Genomic DNA, 19,818 nt, shown 5'->3' with positions numbered 1-19,818 from the left:
TGAGGTGATACATAATGAAAATCTTAATATTAAAGAAAAATTTTTTAATTAATACAGTATTTTATATAGAGCTCATAGTTTTTTTTATAATACTCATACATTTTTTCTATAGCAACACTGATTCAAGACAAACTATTTCTCCAATAAATATTAATCAAACTATACAAGTAGATTTAACCGGAGATGGTAGAAAGGAACATTTACAACTATTAAATTCGCAAAATAAAATCGATTTTAATATAATTTCTTCTAGTAATAATTTTTATCTTTCAGATTCAATTAACGATAAAATACTTTTTACTAATAATAGTCATTGGGAGCCTAAAGTTTTTCTTAATGATATTTCCAGAGATAATATTCCTGAGCTTATAATACAGGGGGCAAAAAATGATAAGCCTATTTCTTATGTGTTTCATTGGAATAAACGGAATTTTGATTTACTTTATTCAAGTGCTAATAATATTTTAGGAATATTAGATTCAAAAAATTCCAAAACGCCTCAATGTTATTCTGTATCATCTTCAGAAGGTTTAGCTTCATTAAACAGTTTTATGCTCATTAATGACGCTACCTTAGATACTACAAAAGATAATTTAAATATTCCATCACTTGATTCTGTAACAAAATTCATAGATTTAGTTCAACTGCCTTATGTATTTGATGATCTTCCTGATATTTTTGCTTCTACTATTGATAAAAAAGATTTGTCTTTGCTTTGGAATTTAGATAAAGATAATTATTCTTACTCTTTTCAAAACGGATTCTTTTACGATTATAAATGGACCGAGTCCCAGGAACCTTCTAGTTTACGTTGGAGATTATCCTTCGAAAAAAGTAGTTTTAAAGGCTCTCAAAACGATAAAAATGAACTTATTTTATTATTAGATTTAGAAAAATATAATACTTCTTACAAGATAAATTCCATACAAAAAATAAAATAAGTCATATTCAAAGAAAATAATAATAAGATTTTATTTTAGTCACTTACTCAGTGAGTGCATACAAAATCGAACCTTCTTGTCACACAAAATGGACTAGAATGCTAACCTATTATTCGCCAAAAATTAAAGGCCGCATAATGCGGCCTAAAGGGGGATGAGGGGTTACTTAATGAAGTAAAACTAAAATTTCATTAAGTACGTAAGAGAATAATTTTTCTATTACATTTATATTATTGACACATTTTTCTTTTGTATACACTATTTCAAATATTTTTATTTTTAAATATCTTTAAATTCTCCATTTTTATATGCTTCTATAATTTTATCTATAAATTTTATTCTATCGGGATGAGCATAGCTTTTTAATGCAGTTAAAAACATTAAATTTATATCATTTTCTTTACCGTCTGTCTCTTTCTTATTACTTCTATCCATATTTTGGTTTACAGTTCCTTTTTGATTCATGTTACTATATTGTTTGTTTTGATTAACATTCGTATGAATGTTTTTATTGAAATCATTATTTTGATTAGACATATTTCCTTGTGAAAAGCTATTATCTAAGTTTAACCCCATCATTTGAGCTATTGAACCTAAATTGCCCAAGTTAAATCCATTGGTATTCATTGAAGATAACATACTACCCATGTTGTTAATATCAAAATTCCCCCCTAATAGGCCCATAAGCTGCATAGGATCTATACCAAAAGGTATACTTTTATTGTTAACATTACTATTACTATTATTATTAGTAGTATTATTAGCATCATTTATTCTTGCACTTTGGTCTCTATGTTTGTGCTTAGCCATTTTTTAATCCTCTCAATTCTAATTGCCTCTTTTTAATATATGTATTTACAAGCTAAAATGCTTATGTTTTTGAACATTTTTTTAGAGGGCTAAAAAAGCCCTCTATCCACTATCCTACTAGCAACACTTAGATTCTTCGCAGCAGCTTCCAGAACCTAAAAGATTAGAAAAACATCCACCACATAATAAGAATAGTAAAATAATTAAAAATGACTTATTAGAATTTAATAATCCTGACCCACAGGCTATTAACAGAAATAAGATTGGTGTACAACTACTTCCGCCTCCTAATAGACCAGATCTTGAATCACAGCAGCAGTCGTGATGGCGTTTCTTTTTACAGCAACATTTATGCTTTCTAGACATATTTATCTCTCCTTCCTAAAAATTTAGAATTTTAACAACCACAACCAATATTAGTATTGCAAGGATTTAATCCTCCACAAAAACCAAGGTTGTTATTATTATTACTATTGCAAAGGAATAATATTACTAATAAGAACAAAAATGATGAGCAATTACCTAATATTCCACCACCAAAGTTTCCTTTGTTACAGCAGCAATCATCTTCTCTTTCACAACAACAACTTCTTCCTCCACCGAACATCCTATTTCTTCCACAACCACAATAAAATAATATTAATAAAATCCAAATCCAGCTACCAAATCCACAGCCAGTAATTCCTTGACCACAACCACCTGGGAAACCTCCAAATCCTGGTCCTCCAAAGCTTGGTCCACAACTACAATTGTCAGTTCTTGAATCGCTACAATCATCATCGCATGAATTTAAACCATTTAGGATATCATTCATTTCCATACATATTCCTCCTTGGAAATATTTTTTCTTTTTTATACTATATATTATTCTTACTCAGAATTTTTGACACATTTATTCTAAATATAATTTTAAAATCATACTTAATAATATAAATTTAAATAAATATAAAAACACTCCATTACAAATTTAAAATTTGTAATGGAGTGTTTTCATAAACATCCTCAACTTCCAGAACTTATCACAAGTACATTTAATCTAAGTCAGTTGCAAATTCTAAGAAAAGATTATCAATCAGTTCATCTCTTCCGTCTTTATTTAAAGATGAAAAGAAATATAATTTATCCTCAGCACCCAATTTCAATGTATCTCTTATTACTTTTTCATTCTTTTTTAATTCATTTCTTGTAAGTTTATCACTTTTTGTTCCAATAACTACAACATCATATCCAAAATGTTTAAACCATTCAATCATCATAATATCGTCACCTGTTGGTTTATGTCTTGAATCTACAAGTAAAACAACTCTTTTTAATTGCTCTCTACCTGTTAAATACAACTCGATTGTTTTTCCCCAGCTATCTTTTTCTGCCTTTGATACTTTTGCATATCCATACCCTGGTAAATCAACTAAATAAAAATCATTATTTATAAGAAAAAAATTTACTAATCTTGTTTTTCCTGGAGTTTGACTAACCTTTGCTAACTTTTTTCTATTTGTTAATGAATTTATTATAGAACTTTTTCCTACATTTGATCTTCCAACAAAAGCAACTTCAACTCTATTATCTATAGGATATTGTTCTCTTTTTACTGCTGAAGTAATAAACTCTGATTGTTTAATTCTCATTTGTATCCTCTCCAATTAACGCATTTTTTAATACCTCATTTACTTCTCTTGCCGAAATAATATTCAAATTATTCCTAATTGAAATTGGTATCTTCTCTATATCTTTCTCATTTTCTTTTGGAATTATTATAGTATCTACACCAGCTCTAAATGCAGCTAAAGATTTTTCTTTTAATCCACCAATAGGAAGAACTCGTCCTGTTAATGTTACTTCTCCTGTCATTGCTACATTATGTCTAACTTTCTTGCCTGACAATGCTGATACAAGTGCAGTTACCATAGTAACACCTGCCGATGGTCCATCTTTAGAAACTGCTCCTTCTGGTGCATGTATATGAATGTCTTTTTCCTTATAAAAAGACTCCTTAATTCCAAACTTAATTGCATTAGCTCTAACGTAACTATAAGCAGTTTTAGCAGATTCCTGCATAACAGTTCCAAGCTTCCCTGTAAGTTCTAATTTACCTGAACCTGACATAACCATAGCTTCTATAGGAAGAGTATCTCCACCATAGGCTGTCCATGCCATACCATTTACCACACCAACTTTGTCCACATTATCAATTTTGTCAAAATCAAATATTCTTTTACCTAAAAGTTTTTCAACTTCTTGAACCTTTACTACATATTCCTTCTTTTTTTGCTTTAGCATTTCCGCTAAAGCCTTTCTTGTAAGTGAACCTAATTTTCTTTCTAATCCACGAACTCCTGATTCTCTTGTATATCCTTCTATAACTTCTCTAATAGATTCATCTTCTATTTTAATTTTATCATCTGGAATATCTAATTCTTTAAATATCTTAGTTATTAAGTGGTTTTTAGCTATATTAAATTTTTCTTCATAAGTGTATCCTGATACTTCAATGACTTCCATTCTATCCAAAAGAGGTCTTGGTATAGTATCTAAAGTGTTTGCTGTTGCTATAAACATAACTTTTGATAAATTAATTGGAACTTCTAAATAGCTGTCTCTAAAATCTTTATTTTGCTCACTATCTAATATTTCTAATAATGCATCAGATGGGTCACCCTTATAATTTGAGCTCACTTTATCTATTTCATCAAAAAGCATAAGTGGATTTATAGATTTCGCTTCCTTTAATCCATAAGCAATTCTTCCAGGAATAGCACCTATATAAGTTCTTCTATGTCCTCTAATTTCAGCTTCATCTTTCATTCCACCAAGTGGGATTCTTGTATATTTTCTATTAATCGCATTGGCTATAGATTTTGCAATAGATGTTTTCCCAACCCCCGGAGGGCCAACCAAACAAAGAATCGGACCTTTTTGAGATTTACTAAACTGTTTTACAGCCAAATACTCTATAATTCTATCTTTAACATCTTCTAATCCATAATGTTCACCTTCTAAAACTTTTCTTGCCTTAATGATATCAATATTTTCCTTAGTATATTTTCCCCAAGGAATGTCCATTATCCAATCTAAATATGCTTTAATGACATTAGCTTCTGAAGATGTCGCACTCATATTTTTAAGTCTTGATAATTCATAGGTAACTTTTTCTTTTACTTCTTTAGTAAGCTTTGCTTTTTCAAAAGCTTCTTCATATTTTGCTATTTCTTTCTTTTCTTGATCATCTTCGCCTAATTCTTCTTGAATTGCCTTTATTTGTTCTCTTAGGTAATATTCCTTTTGCTCTTTTGCGACAGTATTCTTTACCTTATTAGCAATTTTTCTTTGGATTTTAGCTATAGAAATTTCAATCTTAACTCTTTCTAGGACTTTTTCTGCTCTTTTTTTCAAATCTATAGTTTCTAGTATTTCTTGCTTTAACTTTTCATCCGTAATTGCATAAGAAGCTACCATATCCACAAAATCACTTGGTTTTTCAGATGAATTTATTACTTTAATAAATTCTCCATAATTTTCTTCATTAAGTTTTAATAATTTTAGGAATTCTTTATCTAAATATTTAATATAAGCATCTAGATCTTCACTATTAACTATTTTATCTCCTAATTTTTCTATTGAAACCTTTATATAATCATCTTCACCCTCTATATACTCAACTATTTTAGCTCTTTCTTTACCTTCTACGAGAACCCTAATAGTGTTATCAGACATTTTTAGGATTTGCTTTATTTTACATATAGTTCCGATTGAATAGATTTCATCTTGATTCGGTTCCTCTACCACAGAATTTTTTTGACCTACAAGAAAAACTTCTTGCCCATCTAACATAGCTTGTTCAATAGCTGCTGTAGATTTTTCTCTTCCCACATCAAAATGTACAACCACATTAGGAAAAACAGTCAAACCTCTTAAAGGAATTAGTGGAAGTGTATATAACTTTTTCATTTTACTATTTCCCCCCATATTATATTACATTATTTATTTTGACTTATTTAGTATACACATAATAGATAACTTTTTCAATGATTCTTAATATAAAAAACTTGCTATTATCCTAGTGTTTTTACAAAATGAGCAAAAAAATAACATTTATTCATATATGAGTAATTTAATATAATTACTATTAATTTATTATAACATATATATAAGTTCTAATTAAGAAAGTTCATAATTTAGTTGGTTGTCTTATCCAATCACTCTAATATAGAAATTAAATCTTAATGAACAAAATTTTTCAGAACATATATATTAAATTTTGAAAAAAGCTATGAGATAAAAATAAGCTATTGAAAATATAATTTTATTTTCAATAGCTAAAGCTTTTTCATTTGAATTTTATCTTTTTAATTATTTAAAATATTATTGGCTTCTGCAGATAATATTTCTCTATCATTTTCATTAATTATCTCTAAATTCTCTATAGCAATTTTAATTACCTCTTTAAAATTCTTTACTGGGATTACTTCTATTTCACATATTTCATTTAGTGCTGTATCATAATTTTCGTAAGGAATTATAACTTTTTTCGCTCCTCCCTTAAAAGCTGCAGATATTTTTGCTTTTGCTCCTCCTATAGCTTTTACAGCTCCTAATATACTTATTTCACCTGTCATTGCTACAAATCTATTTACTTTTTGATTGGTTATTGCACTATATATAGCTGTTGCAATACTTATTCCTGCTGAAGGACCGTCAACGGGCATCCCTCCAGGAATATTAACATGTATATCATATTTATCTGTACACAAATCAAATAAGTTATCTAGAACTGTAAGTACATTTTGTACTGATGAATAAGCTGTACTTTTCATCTTGATTTTTTTATTGTTATTAGTTATTTCTTCTTCTTCTACAATTCCAGTTACCTTAAGTTCGCCTCTCCTATTATTAACTTTTTTACAGCTAACCTCAAGCGGCATTAACATACCAATATTAGCTCCATATACTGCTAATCCATTAACTACTCCAATTCTTGATTTGGATGGGATTTTATTAGATATTATCTTATTATAGTGGCCATTTTCCAATACCCATTTAATATCTTCTAATGTTATTTCTTTTCTCTCTTCATTAATTGCAATGCCAGAAGATAATTGTATTAAATTTATTACTTCTCTTCCATTCGTACAATACTTACTAACTTCATCAACTGCTTCTAATTCGATTTCCAGTCCAACTTTCTTAACAGAATTCATAGCAATTTGTGATATTTCTTCTGGCAATAAAGCTCGGAAAAATATTTCAACACATCTTGATCTTATAGCTGGAATTATTTCTTCTGGAGCTCTTGTAGTTGCACCTATTAATCTAAAATCTGCTGGAAGTCCATTATCAAATACTTCCTTTATATATTTAGGCATATTAGTATCCTCAGAATTATAATAGGAGCTATCTAAAAATACTTTTCTATCTTCTAATACTTTTAAAAGCTTATTTAATTCAATCGGATGAAGCTCTCCAATTTCATCTAAAAATAAAACACCTCCATGAGCTTTAGTTACTGCCCCCGCTTTTGGTTGTGGAATACCTGCAATTCCTAATGAGCCGGCTCCTTGATATATAGGATCGTGGACTGAACCTATAAGAGGATCTGCAATTCCTCTTTCATCAAATCTTAAGGTAGTAGCATCTAATTCAACAAACTTTGCTTTAGCAGTAAAAGGTGATACCTTTGATTTTTTAGCTTCTTCTAATACAAGTCTTGCTGCTGCTGTTTTACCTACTCCTGGCGGTCCATAGATAATAACATGCTGTGGATTAGGTCCGCATAGTGCAGCTTTTAACGCTCTAATTCCTTTCTCTTGGCCTACTATTTCATCAAAAGATGAAGGCCTGCTTCTTTCTGTTAGAGGCTCTGATAAAGATATCTGTCTTAGTTTAATTAAATTATTAAGTTCCTTTGTATTTTCTCTATCAATTACAATACTTTTACTTCTAGTTTGCTGCCTATTTATTGAATTGAATATTACATAAATCATAAGAATTAAAACTACAATTTGCAAAATCATAAATATATTTGTCATAATCATTAAATATATTTATTAATAATATTACACAGCATTATTGGCTGTATTTTATTATTAAAAATATACTTTTCCTCCTTCTAATTTTATATCTACTATTATTTGCTTAATATAACAAATATATTCTTAATTTATGAATTAAATAAAAAAATACTTTCAATAATTATCCAAGATTACATTGGACTTAACTAAAAAATTCCCCCATCCTTAATTTTATAATTAAACGATGAGGGAATTCGAAAAAATCTAAGCAGATTCTATGTCTTTTTTAGTTCTAGCTTTAACTAAACTAGGTCTAGTTTTTCCTTCTTCAAGTCTTTCAATTGTAGGTTCTTTCTTATCTTTAATAGCTTCTTCGGTTATTGTAACCTTAGTAATTCTATTATCTGAAGGTATTTCATACATTACTTCATTCATTATATCTTCTATAATCGCTCTTAATCCTCTAGCTCCTGTTTGTCTTGTTATAGCTTCTTCTGCAATTGCATCTAAAGATTTTTCATTAAAATCTAACTTAACATCATCTAGCTCAAATAACTTTTTATATTGTTTTACAAGCGCATTTTTAGGTTTAGTTAAAATTTGGATTAATGCTTTTTTATCCAAAGATTCTAATGTAACAAGTATTGGAAGTCTTCCTACAAATTCTGGGATTAAACCAAACTTCAATAAATCAGCTGGCATAATTTCCTTAAGTAAACTTCCAACATCCTTTTCATGCTTACCTTGAATTTGTGCACCAAATCCCATAGAACTCTTTCTTGTTCTGTTTTCAATTATTTTATCAACTCCATCAAAAGCTCCACCACAAATAAATAATATATTAGAAGTATTTATTTGTATAAATTCTTGATGAGGATGTTTTCTTCCGCCTTGAGGTGGAACAGATGCAACTGTTCCTTCTAATATTTTTAATAGTGCTTGTTGCACACCTTCTCCAGAAACATCACGTGTAATAGATGGATTTTCAGATTTTCTTGCAATCTTATCTATTTCATCTATATATATTATTCCTCTTTCAGCTTTTTCTACATCATAATCTGCATTTTGAATTAACTTCAGAAGAATATTTTCAACATCTTCTCCAACATACCCTGCTTCTGTTAATGTTGTAGCGTCAGCTATTGCAAAAGGTACATTTAAAAATCTCGCTAAAGTTTGTGCAAGTAATGTTTTACCTGAACCAGTTGGTCCTAGTAGTAAAATATTACTTTTAGATAATTCAACATCTATATCTTCTTTATTAGTATTAATTCTTTTATAATGATTATAAACTGCTACTGATAAAGATTTTTTTGCTCTTTCTTGCCCAATAACGTAAGAGTCTAAATATTCTTTAATTTCATTTGGCTTTGGGACACTTTTAGGATCAAAGTCAACAGTTTCTTGGAATTCATCTGCTATTATTTCTGAACATAATTCAATACATTCATCACAAATATATACTCCTGGACCTGCAATTAATCTTTTTACTTGTTCTTGAGTTTTTCCACAAAATGAACACTTCAACTGTTTCTTTTCATCATATTTAGCCATATTTTCACCTCACTTAAAACTATAACTTAAAATTTTCTTTTATTTATCTTTCCCTAATTTATGTGTAGTTATTACATCGTCTACTAATCCATAAGCTTTAGCTTCATCGGCACTCATGAAATTATCTCTTTCTACATCTGCCTTAATTGTTTCTAAAGACTTACCAGTATTTTCGCTTAAGATTTTATTTAAAGAATCTTTAATTTTTAATATTCTTTTTGCATGTATTTCAAAATCTGTTGCTTGGCCTTGGAATCCTCCAAGTGGTTGATGAATCATTATTTCTGAATTTGGAAGTGCATATCTTTTGCCCTTAGCTCCACATGAAAGTAAGAATGCTCCCATTGAAGCTGCCATTCCAATACATATTGTTGATACATCACATTTAATATATTGCATAGTATCATAAATAGCCATTCCAGAAGTTATAGATCCACCTGGGCTATTTATATATAAATAAATGTCTTTATCTGGATCCTCACTTTCTAAAAATAATAATTGTGCCACTATTAAATTGGCAGTATCATCATTTACTTCGCCACTTAACATGATTATTCTTTCTTTTAATAATCTTGAAAATATATCATAGGAACGTTCTCCCCTACTTGTTTGCTCTACAACCATTGGTACTAAACTCATGTAAATCCTCCCTTTTACTATTATATTTCTATCTAACTCTAATTATATATTCTTTTTCTTAGTTTGTTAATTATTATTTGAATAAATTGCCAGATTTTTTTTTCTGGCAATTTGATAATCCATATTACTTATTTTATATTATATCTTAAAATAAATTATTTGCAATTTTCTTTTATAAATTTAAGAGTATTTTCGATTACTATGTCTTTTTCAATCATGTTCTTTTGAGATTTAACTAAAATCTTAGCCATTTTTTCTGGATCCTTAGGTCCATAAATTTTTCCTAATTCAAGAGCTCTTGCATTTAATTGTTCTTCTGTAGCTTTAATTTCTTCTGCCTTAGAAATTGCTTCAAGAATTAAATCTGCTTTAACTTTTCTTTCTGCATTTTCTTTCATGAATTCTCTCATTTTTTCAGTTGTATTTCCAGTAAACTCCATGTATTGTTCTAAGCTTAATCCTTGATATTTTAATCTTCCTTCAAGGTCTTGCATCATAGCATCAATTTCTTTGCTTACCATAACTTCTGGAATATCCATTTTTGAACTTTCAATTATTGCAGTAATAACAGCTTCTTCAAATTCTCTTTCAGCTTTTTCATCGTTATTTTTTACTAATGTATTTTTAAGATTTTCCTTTAACTCTGCAAATGAATCAACTGCTGCTACATCTTTAGCAAATTCATCATCTAATTCTGGTAATTCTTTAACTTTAATTGATTTGATTTCAACTTCAAACATTGCTGGTTTTCCGTTTAATTCATCTTTACCGTAAGCTTCTGGGAAAGAAACATTAACTTCTTTTTTATCACCTACTGCCAAACCAATTAATTGATCTTCAAAATTATCTATGAAGGTGCCTGATCCTATTTCTAAAGAGTAATCATTTCCTTCTCCACCTTCAAAAGGAGTTCCGTCTATATATCCTTTAAAATCTATAACAGCTATATCACCGTTTTCTACAGTCCCCTCTTTTTTAACTTCAATTCTAGCATTTTTTTCTTGCATTTCAGCAATTTGCTTTTCTATTTCACTGTCTTCTACTTCATATACAGGTTTCTTTATATCTAATCCCTTATATTCTCCAAGTTCTATTTCAGGATAAGTAGTAACTGTTGCAGTGTAAACTAATTCTTTACCTTCTCCAAGTTCTACAATATCAATTTGTGGATAATCTACAGGTCTGATATTTTCTTGACTTAATGCCGTTGGATATGATTCATCAATAGCAAAGTTTACAGCATCATCATAAAATGCTTCAACTCCATAGAATTTTTTAACCATTGCCATTGGAACTTTTCCTTTTCTGAATCCAGGTATATTATATCTACTCTTATTTTTATTATAAGCTTTAGTTAATGCTGCATCAAATTTTTCAGCTTCAACCCTTATTTCTAATTTTATAACATTTGCTTCTACTTTTTCCACGTTAGCTTTCATTTTATTCTTTCCTCCTAAAAATAGTGTACATCTTAAATTTAACTAAGTCATTATACCATAAATCTCTAAATTTTATCAAATAATTTATTATAATATATGTTTACTGAATATAATTACCATTTACATCTATATAATAAACTTTTCCATCAACATTAATTTTTACACCTTTATCTTCTTTTTCAGCAATCTCTATATTAGCTCCTGCCAAATCCCAAAGCACTTTATCTTCACCAGATTGAATATCAGTTATCCATAAATATTGCTTAAGATTACTGCCTCCAAAATATGGCCTGTTAGTTACAAATATTACTTTTTCTTCATTTATAAATTTTGAATTTACATTCCACAAATATTTTGGATTTGCCTTTAGGGTATCTGCTCTTGTAAAAATTCCACCACTACTAGAAATATATTGGTCTTTAGATAATACTTTAGCAATACCTTCTACATTATACAAATTAATTAAAGCATTATTATCTGTTACAAGCATCTGCTTTCCAGATGGACTAATATTAAAACTAATATTTTTTTCGCTGCTTTCCAAAGTTTTAAATACTTTTCCGCCATTAATATCACTTGTATAGATTGCTTTTGCAATATTTCCACTCATTAAAGCTACATCTATTGATTGTTCTACCGGTTTAGCTGGTTCTTCTTTTACTGGTTCCTTTTTTTCTTCATTTGTAACTTCTTTATTTTCAGCTTTTGTTTTTTCTGCAACATTAGTAGTATCACTATCAATCCATGCTTGTATATTTTTTTTAATGTTTGTGTAATCTATAGGATTATATATAACTTTAATTATTATCCCCAATATTACTACTAATATACCCAAAGAAATGATTATTGTATTTCTTCTTCTTTTTCTCATTTTCTTTTCATATTCTTTACTAAAAATACTTGGCTTTCCCAAAGATGGCTCCCTCCAAATCTTTTTAATCTATTTAAATCATAAACAAATCAATTATATATTATTATTTTCTTTAAATCCACAATATATTTAATATTTTTATAATTCTCCAAAATTCTTATAAATCCATATTATTTTTTACAACTTTTTTACTTTTGCAGCCATTGCAGTTACTATTCTTATTTTCACCTTTTAAACAGCATCCTCCACATTGAAGCATTCCTGCTTCTTTCAATTCCTCTAATGTGAGAGTACACACATTTTCTGAATATTCTTCATAATCTATAGTATCCTTTAATAAATTTTCCTTACTAATTTTAATCATATATTTTTCTCCTTATAGTTAGTTATGTACTATATACATTTTAACCCTTTTGCTTATTTGATTCTATAGGATTTCTTTTCTAAAATCAAACTATTTATCCATACAGTTCTTTCTTCTTAAAATATTTATTATTATCTTTATAATAAAATTGTCGGAATATTAAAAATTATTGTTTTTTTGCTTGTTTATTGTATAATAAATTTATTAAATAGTAATGCCCATGCACTTTATAGTATATTGCTATAAAGTTTTATAACTTTATAATTATTATGTTCATTTATCCCTTTCTCAAATGAACATACAAAGAGGTGTTTCAAATACGATAAAAATCATTTTGAGATGCCTTTCTTTTAATACATTAAACTTTTACCAAATGATATTTGCTAAATATAAAATTATTGGTATTGTTGCTAATGATAATAAAGTACTTAATCCAACTAATTTTGCACCATATTCATAATTCCCTCCATACATTTGAGAAAACATTGGTACCGTAAGACCGACTGGTGTAGACATTGCAATTAAAACCACTGTTTTAATTTCTATTAGCTCTGCTGGTAAAAACTTAAATAATACTATTATTACCATTGGAATTATAATAAGTTTTACAAAACACACAAAATAAGCATGTCTATCAGAAAATAGTGTAATAAACTTAGACTTTGCTATGTAAGTGCCTAAAAGAATCATAGCAATAGGAGTGTTGGTTTCCCCTACTAGATTAAAAGCATTATAGAAAATTATAGGTAATTTTATTGGTGAAATAAAAATCAATAATCCAAATACTACTGCAATAATTCCAGGATTTAACATCATTTTTTTTGCTGTAATCAATTTTTTATTACCTGATACCATATAAATTCCATAAGTATAGCTTAATATTCCAAAGCAAACTAAATATGCAGATAAAAAGAAAACTTTATCAATCCCCATAATACTAGTGACTAATGGTATTCCTATAAATCCTGCATTTGCAAATCCAATTGCAAATTTATCAATATTTTGATTTTTCTTAAATATAATTTCTCCCATAAGAAATCCAACTAACATAGCACCTAAAGAAATAATAAAAGAAATTCCAAGTTCCTTTAATTTAATCATTGAAAAGTCCATTTGATAACGTGTAAGCATAATTAATGGGTTAATAACCCAAACTAACAAATTTGATAACTGCTTTGTTCCTTCTTCATTAATTAATTTTTTGCGGTATACAATAAAGCCTATCACCATAAGTACATACATAATACTTACTTGTTCCACAATCGTAAAAATAATCTCCATTCTTTTATCCTTTCACTATAATTTTTTTCATTTATCTATATTTATACATTAAAAGAAATAATCTTTTATATTATAGCATGAGATTATTTTTATCGACACTTTATATTTATTGAATTTTATCAACTTATCATATAAATTAAAGTTTTATAATTTTCTTGCATAAAAAATAGAAATACCTGTTTTAAAGGTATTTCTTGAATTCTTCTCTATAATCAAATTTTCTTCTTATAATATTAAAATAATTAATCTTAACTACTGTATTACAAACTAAATATCGCTTTCTTCATTATCACTTATTTTCTTTATTAAAATTTTACTTATTCTCTTCCTATCGCATTTCAATATAATAAACTCATAACTCTTATAAGTAATCTTTTGCTTAACCTTAGGGTATGATTTTAGCTGAAAATAAATCCATCCTCCAATAGTATCTATATTCTCATCTTCAATATCTATCTCTAACAATTCATTAATATCTTCAATAATAACTTTTCCATCTACAACATAGCTGCCATTTTCAGTTTTCCTTATATCCTCTTCTCCATCATCATCAAATTCATCTTGAATTTCACCAACAATTTCTTCTAAAATATCTTCTATAGTTACTAATCCTGATGTGCCGCCAAATTCATCAATAATTATTGCCATTTGTGATTTTTCATTTTTAAACGTCTTAAATAACTCACTTATTGACAATGATTCTGGTACAAATTTAATTTCTCTAATTATTTCCTGTATATTCTCATTGCCTTCAAATTTTAATCGATATAAATCCTTAATATGTATAAAGCCAATAACATTATCTTTGCTATCTCTACATATTGGATATCGAGTTAATTGCTCTTCTAATGCATAATTTATTATTTCATCAAAAGAATCCTCAATGAAAATACATGCCATATCAGTACGAGGTATCATTATTTCTTTTACTGTTTTCTCAGAAAAATCAAAAATATTATCTACAAAAGTTAATTCGGTTTGATCTATTAACCCATGCTTATAGCTGTCTTCAACTAAAAGCTTAATTTCTTCATCGGTATGGGCTGCTTCATGTTCTTCAACTTGTGAAATTCCAAATATTTTCAAAACCAAATTAGTACTATGATTAAAAGACCACATTATTGGATAAGTTACCTTATAAAACATTATAAGTGGAAATGCTGTATGCATAGCTATTTTTTCTGAACTAATAATTGCTAATGATTTAGGAGCTAATTCTCCAAGAACAATATGAAGTCCAGTTATAATCGAAAATCCCAAAATAAATGAAATTGAATGTGATGTATTTTCTGACAAATTTAATAAATTAAATACTGGCATTAACAGATCTGCAACTGCTGGCTCTCCAACCCAACCAAGACCTAAAGATGCTAAAGTAATTCCTAGCTGGCATGCCGATAAATATGAATTTAAATCTCTAACAACTTTCAATGTATGCTTTGCATTTCTATTTCCATCAATCGCTAATGTTTCTATTCTAGATTTTCTCACCTTTACCATTGCAAATTCTGTAGCTACAAAAAAACCATTCATAAATACAAGTAAAATCACAATGATAATATTTATTATACTAATCATATACTGATAAATTCCTTCCTAAAATTGTTCTATAATATACATTCCTATTTATATACTATTTTTAATAATAATTAATATTGTACCATAAATAATCACTATATATTTAAAATATATATGTTAAATATATTTTTTGTATAAATAAATCCAATTAATTCAGCAATTATCTAATCTGAAAATAATATTTATTAATTCACAATACATAGTTTATTTAATAAAATTCAATAAATATTTACACTCAACAAAGAGACCTCTATCCATTAATTAATAGATAGAAGCCTTAATTTGTGATTTTACTATTAATTACCTATTTGACTTACACTAAAAGTTCCTTCAACAAGACTATTAGGATTAAATACATGTTCTATTCTAGGTAATGATATTCCTAAAGTTTCACGAAGCACATCTTCTACTGTTTCTACCGGTATGATAGTTAATTCATTCTTAACCTCTTCTGGAACATCTTTTAAATCAATTAAATTTTCTTTTGGAATTAATACTTTTGTTATTCCAGCTCTTTGAGCTCCAAGTAGTTTTTCCTTAAGTCCTCCAATTGGAAGCACTGCTCCTCTTAGAGTGATTTCTCCTGTCATAGCAAGTTTTGAATTTACTTTTATACCTGTAAAAAGTGATGCAAGTGCAGTAAATAATGCAATTCCTGCCGAAGGCCCATCTTTAGGTACAGAACCTGATGGAACATGAATATGAAGATCTCGTTCCCTAAAATTTACAACATTCATAGGTAATCTTGATTTTAATAAACTTAAAGAAATCTTTGCTGATTCTTTCATAACATCACCTAGTTGGCCTGTTAGAGTGACTTGTCCACTTCCAAACATATCAGTAGCTTCAATGAATAATATTTCTCCTCCAACTGCTGTCCAAGCTAGTCCTGTAATAACACCTGGTGGATTGTCTTCTTGAGCTTTGTCATGACTAGAAACTTTTCTACCAAGTAAATCATTTAACTCTTCTGCAGTAACTTTAAATGGTAGTTCCCCTTTGTTAGATACAATTTTTTCTGAAGCAACTCTTGCAATTGTTGCTAATTGCTTTTTAAGTCCTCTTACTCCAGCTTCTAACGTATACTCGCTAATAATTTTTTCTAATGCTCCGTCTTCTATAACTAATTGTTCTTTATTTAATCCATGTTCTTCAAGCACTGCTGGAATTAGATGATTTTTACCAATATGGAATTTTTCATTCATAGTATAACTTGATATATTAATTACTTCCATTCTATCTAATAGAGGTCTAGGAATAGTATCTAATGAATTCGCTGTAGCTATAAAGAATACTTCTGATAAATCATATGGTAAATCTAAATAGTGATCAGTAAAAGTATCATTTTGTTCTGGATCTAGTACCTCTAATAATGCACTAGCTGGGTCTCCATTATAACCTACCATTAGTTTGTCTATTTCATCTAGAACCATAACTGGATTTTTTTCTGCTGCCTTTTTGATTTCTTGAATAATTCTTCCTGGCATTGCTCCTATATAAGTTCTTCTATGGCCTCTAATTTCTGCCTCATCACGTACACCACCTAAACTTAACCTTGTATATTTTCTACCAAGAACTTCAGCAATACTTTTGCCTAAACTTGTTTTACCAGTTCCTGGAGGGCCAACCAATAATAAAATTGATCCTTTTTTATTCTTTTTAAGTTCCATAACCGCTAGATGTTGTATTATTCTATCCTTTACTTTTTCAAGTCCATAATGCTCATCATCTAAAATTTGTCGTGCTTCTTCTAAGTTTGGAATTTTACCTTCCACCTGCTTCCAAGGAAGTTGAATTAATAATTCTAAATAGTTACGTATAACATTATATTCAGAACTATTTGGACTTTGACTTTCTAGTTTTCCTAATTCTTCCAATGCCGCTTCCTTTATTTCTTTTGGCATTTGCACGTCTTCAATTTTATTAAAATAGTCTTTTGTCTTACTGCCATTACTTTTCCCTTCATTTAATTCGCTTTGTATAGCCTTTAATTGTTCTCTTAATACTGATTCTCTGTAATTTTTATTAGCAGTTTCAGATAATTTTTCTGTCATTTCAAATTGTAACCTTAAAGTTTCTTTTTGTTTTAGAATATAATCCATAAACTTAAGTCCTCTATCTTTTATAGATTGAGTTTCTATCAATTCATACTTTTCTTGATTTGAAAGTGGAGTAAATTGAGCAAGATAACCTATAAGTTTATTTAGGTCCTTCTTTTCATCTACTTTTTTCATAAATTCATCTGAACCTTTGAAATTTTCACTAATTTCTCTAGTAATCTTTTTTATATATTCCACCATTTCTTCTTGGCTCTTTTCAGTAATATCAATAAAATCTGATGCAAGCTCAAAATCAGCTATAACGGAACCGCTTACTACAGTAATGTCCTTAATTTCTACTCTATCTAATACTTTAATTGTTACTTTATATCCTTTTTCTGTTTTTTCAAGTGCATCTACTTGAAATAAAACTCCAACTTTATGAAAATCTTCTTTATTTAAATTACCTTGGTCAAAATTTTTTATTAATGGTAATGCAATGTTATGTTGATCTTCTTTACTTAAAGCTTCAATTTGTTCTATCCCAACTTTATCCAATCTTAATATGTGAATCATTCCTGGTAACAAAACTATATTTGATATTGGCATTACTAATCCTTTTTTAATTCTTTCATCTAAATTAATCATTTTAATCATCCTCTCTTTAACTTTCTTTTAAGTGAATGTTCATTTATTAATTTTTAAAATAACAACGAGATTTTTCTGTAATTATCCTTTAACAAAATCCTCTCGCTTAAATTATACTAGTAAAGCTATCTGCATAATCATTGTCATCTCTTTTAATAATTCTACTTGTTGAACATCCTCTATACACTGATTTATAGCAATCTTTTTTACTGGTGACAGTAGTATTGCTATTAAATTATCATTTCTAAAGTCTTTTAAGATTTTCTTTGTTTTCATTTCATCTAGCAATTTATTTAAATTGCTTATGCCTGTATGCTGTGAACATTGATTTGCTAGTGCAGGACAACTTGAAAATTGGTCTACAAAATGAAAAATCTCACCATTTTCTTTAATATATATATAATATTCTTTTACGAGTATTTCAATAAACTCTTTTCCACAGTTAACATTCTTAAGCTTACTAAGTAAATATTCAAAAATCTCTTCAGAATATTCAATATATATATCTTGAAGCATTACCTCTTTATTTTCATAATAAATATAAACTGTAGCCGGAGAAACTCCTGCTGCTTTTGCTATCTTTGAAATAGAAGTACCATGAAATCCTTCTTGAAGTATTAATTTAATAACAGCTTCCTTTATACTTTTTTCTTTTTCATCATCTCTTCTTCTCATTTTTAACACCTCTATTATGTTTTATAATAAACGATCATTCACTTATTGTCAATATATATTTTAATATAATCAGTAAATAAAAGAGAAATACCTAAATTATAAATACTTCCAATATAATTTCTATTTTTAATTTTGTTTTTATTAACTGTGTCCACTAAGCTTTCCAATTACTGAAATAAGCTTTATTTTTATCTAAATAATTTTTATCAATTGTTATTTTAGCTCCATCATCAATTTTACTTGTATCTAATATAGGTACTGGATTGCATCCACCCTTGATTTTACCTATCATATCAGCACTGAATCTATTTCCACAGTTTTGGCACACCAATTCATTACCATCTTGCACATAGTAGCCTTTTCCCGAACTATAACATACCTGACAAGTATTTAAAGCAGTTCTTATTGTCCCATCACTAGACTTTAGTGCTAGAACCTCCATTTTAATACCATTTGATTCATATGGATAAAATTTTACTTTGCTCAAGATTTCTGATTTATTAATTTCTATTCCTGATACAACATTTGATGCAGCTTTATTAGTATCTTCACTCTTACTTTCCTTGTTACTATTACTTTCTTTATTATCGACACTTGAATTGCTGCTATTACTATCAGAATTATTAGTATTGGTTTCACTGCTCTTACTTAGAGATGAACATCCTATTAGAGCAAATATACTAATTACAGCTACTCCTATAATAATTAATTTCTTACAATTATTAAGCTGCTTCTTTCTCAAAATTTTTTGCTCATTTATTGCTTTATTTTTTCCCATCTAAATTCCTCCTAATATTTGCTTTATTAATACATTATAAATATAAATTGTGTAGATTTTATGAAGGGTTATTATATACTATCTTTATAAAATAATTTTTGTAAAATTAATAAAGAAGTTTATTTATATACGATTTTATACTACTAATTTACTTCTTGATTATGCTAGCTATCTATTTTCCACTACGGTCAAG

Annotated in this window: 17 protein-coding genes; 1 reads left to right on the top strand and 16 read right to left on the bottom strand. The window is 28.2% G+C overall.

All coding sequences use genetic code 11. The features are described from left to right. Positions 1-14: 14 nt before the first annotated feature. A complete protein-coding gene (locus CLPUN_RS16145) occupies positions 15-941 on the top strand; it encodes a hypothetical protein (protein WP_077848275.1) in 927 nt (308 codons plus the stop codon). A gap of 279 nt (positions 942-1,220) precedes the next feature. Here the strand turns inward: CLPUN_RS16145 and CLPUN_RS16140 are convergent, their stop codons facing one another. From CLPUN_RS16140 to CLPUN_RS16065, 16 genes are all read right to left on the bottom strand, one after another. After that, the gene (locus tag CLPUN_RS16140; RefSeq protein WP_077848274.1) at positions 1,221-1,751 is read right to left on the bottom strand and encodes a hypothetical protein; all 531 of its coding nucleotides are present in this window, start codon (positions 1,749-1,751) and stop codon (positions 1,221-1,223) included. Positions 1,752-1,868: 117 nt separating this feature from the next. Next, positions 1,869-2,117, bottom strand: a complete 249-nt coding sequence (locus CLPUN_RS16135) for a hypothetical protein (protein ID WP_077848273.1) — start codon at positions 2,115-2,117, stop codon at positions 1,869-1,871. 31 nt (positions 2,118-2,148) lie between these two features. Then, positions 2,149-2,571, bottom strand: a complete 423-nt coding sequence (locus CLPUN_RS16130) for a hypothetical protein (RefSeq protein WP_077848272.1) — start codon at positions 2,569-2,571, stop codon at positions 2,149-2,151. A gap of 211 nt (positions 2,572-2,782) precedes the next feature. Beyond that, the gene (yihA, locus tag CLPUN_RS16125; RefSeq protein WP_077848271.1) at positions 2,783-3,379 is read right to left on the bottom strand and encodes a ribosome biogenesis GTP-binding protein YihA/YsxC; all 597 of its coding nucleotides are present in this window, start codon (positions 3,377-3,379) and stop codon (positions 2,783-2,785) included. Continuing rightward, a complete protein-coding gene (lon, locus tag CLPUN_RS16120) occupies positions 3,369-5,699 on the bottom strand; it encodes an endopeptidase La (RefSeq protein WP_077848270.1) in 2,331 nt (776 codons plus the stop codon). Before lon (CLPUN_RS16120) ends, yihA begins: the two co-directional genes overlap by 11 nt. 398 nt (positions 5,700-6,097) lie before the next feature. After that, positions 6,098-7,777, bottom strand: coding sequence for an ATP-dependent protease LonB (gene lonB, locus CLPUN_RS16115; RefSeq protein ID WP_077848287.1), 1,680 nt, complete (start codon positions 7,775-7,777; stop codon positions 6,098-6,100). 246 nt (positions 7,778-8,023) lie between these two features. Continuing rightward, positions 8,024-9,313 (bottom strand): ATP-dependent Clp protease ATP-binding subunit ClpX, encoded by a 1,290-nt coding sequence (gene clpX / locus CLPUN_RS16110; protein WP_077848269.1) that lies wholly within the window; start codon positions 9,311-9,313, stop codon positions 8,024-8,026. A gap of 39 nt (positions 9,314-9,352) precedes the next feature. Next, positions 9,353-9,952 carry an ATP-dependent Clp endopeptidase proteolytic subunit ClpP gene (clpP, locus tag CLPUN_RS16105; protein WP_077848268.1) on the bottom strand — a complete coding sequence of 200 codons (600 nt, stop codon included), beginning with the start codon at positions 9,950-9,952 and terminating at the stop codon, positions 9,353-9,355. Positions 9,953-10,107: 155 nt separating this feature from the next. Next, on the bottom strand, positions 10,108-11,391 hold the full coding sequence (gene tig, locus CLPUN_RS16100; RefSeq protein WP_077848267.1) for a trigger factor: 1,284 nt from the start codon (positions 11,389-11,391) through the stop codon (positions 10,108-10,110). 100 nt (positions 11,392-11,491) lie between these two features. After that, entirely contained in the window at positions 11,492-12,304 is an 813-nt protein-coding gene (locus tag CLPUN_RS16095) for a hypothetical protein (protein WP_077848266.1), read from the bottom strand. Between the two features lie 115 nt (positions 12,305-12,419). Continuing rightward, positions 12,420-12,626, bottom strand: a complete 207-nt coding sequence (locus CLPUN_RS16090; RefSeq protein WP_077848265.1) for a hypothetical protein — start codon at positions 12,624-12,626, stop codon at positions 12,420-12,422. A 366-nt stretch (positions 12,627-12,992) separates the two neighbouring features. Beyond that, the gene (locus tag CLPUN_RS16085; RefSeq protein ID WP_077848264.1) at positions 12,993-13,907 is read right to left on the bottom strand and encodes an AEC family transporter; all 915 of its coding nucleotides are present in this window, start codon (positions 13,905-13,907) and stop codon (positions 12,993-12,995) included. Positions 13,908-14,174: 267 nt separating this feature from the next. Next, entirely contained in the window at positions 14,175-15,485 is a 1,311-nt protein-coding gene (locus CLPUN_RS16080) for a hemolysin family protein (RefSeq protein ID WP_077848263.1), read from the bottom strand. 296 nt (positions 15,486-15,781) lie between these two features. Next, the gene (gene lon, locus CLPUN_RS16075; protein ID WP_077848262.1) at positions 15,782-18,172 is read right to left on the bottom strand and encodes an endopeptidase La; all 2,391 of its coding nucleotides are present in this window, start codon (positions 18,170-18,172) and stop codon (positions 15,782-15,784) included. A 111-nt stretch (positions 18,173-18,283) separates the two neighbouring features. Then, a complete protein-coding gene (locus CLPUN_RS16070; RefSeq protein ID WP_077848261.1) occupies positions 18,284-18,847 on the bottom strand; it encodes a TetR/AcrR family transcriptional regulator in 564 nt (187 codons plus the stop codon). Positions 18,848-19,001: 154 nt separating this feature from the next. Next, the gene (locus tag CLPUN_RS16065) at positions 19,002-19,625 is read right to left on the bottom strand and encodes a DUF2318 domain-containing protein (RefSeq protein WP_143329072.1); all 624 of its coding nucleotides are present in this window, start codon (positions 19,623-19,625) and stop codon (positions 19,002-19,004) included. Positions 19,626-19,818: the final 193 nt, after the last annotated feature.

The sequence above is a fragment of the Clostridium puniceum genome (assembly GCF_002006345.1).
GTDB lineage: Bacteria > Bacillota > Clostridia > Clostridiales > Clostridiaceae > Clostridium > Clostridium puniceum.
The sequence above is the reverse complement of the archived record's forward strand: the minus strand, read 5'-3'. Positions and strand labels throughout refer to the sequence as shown.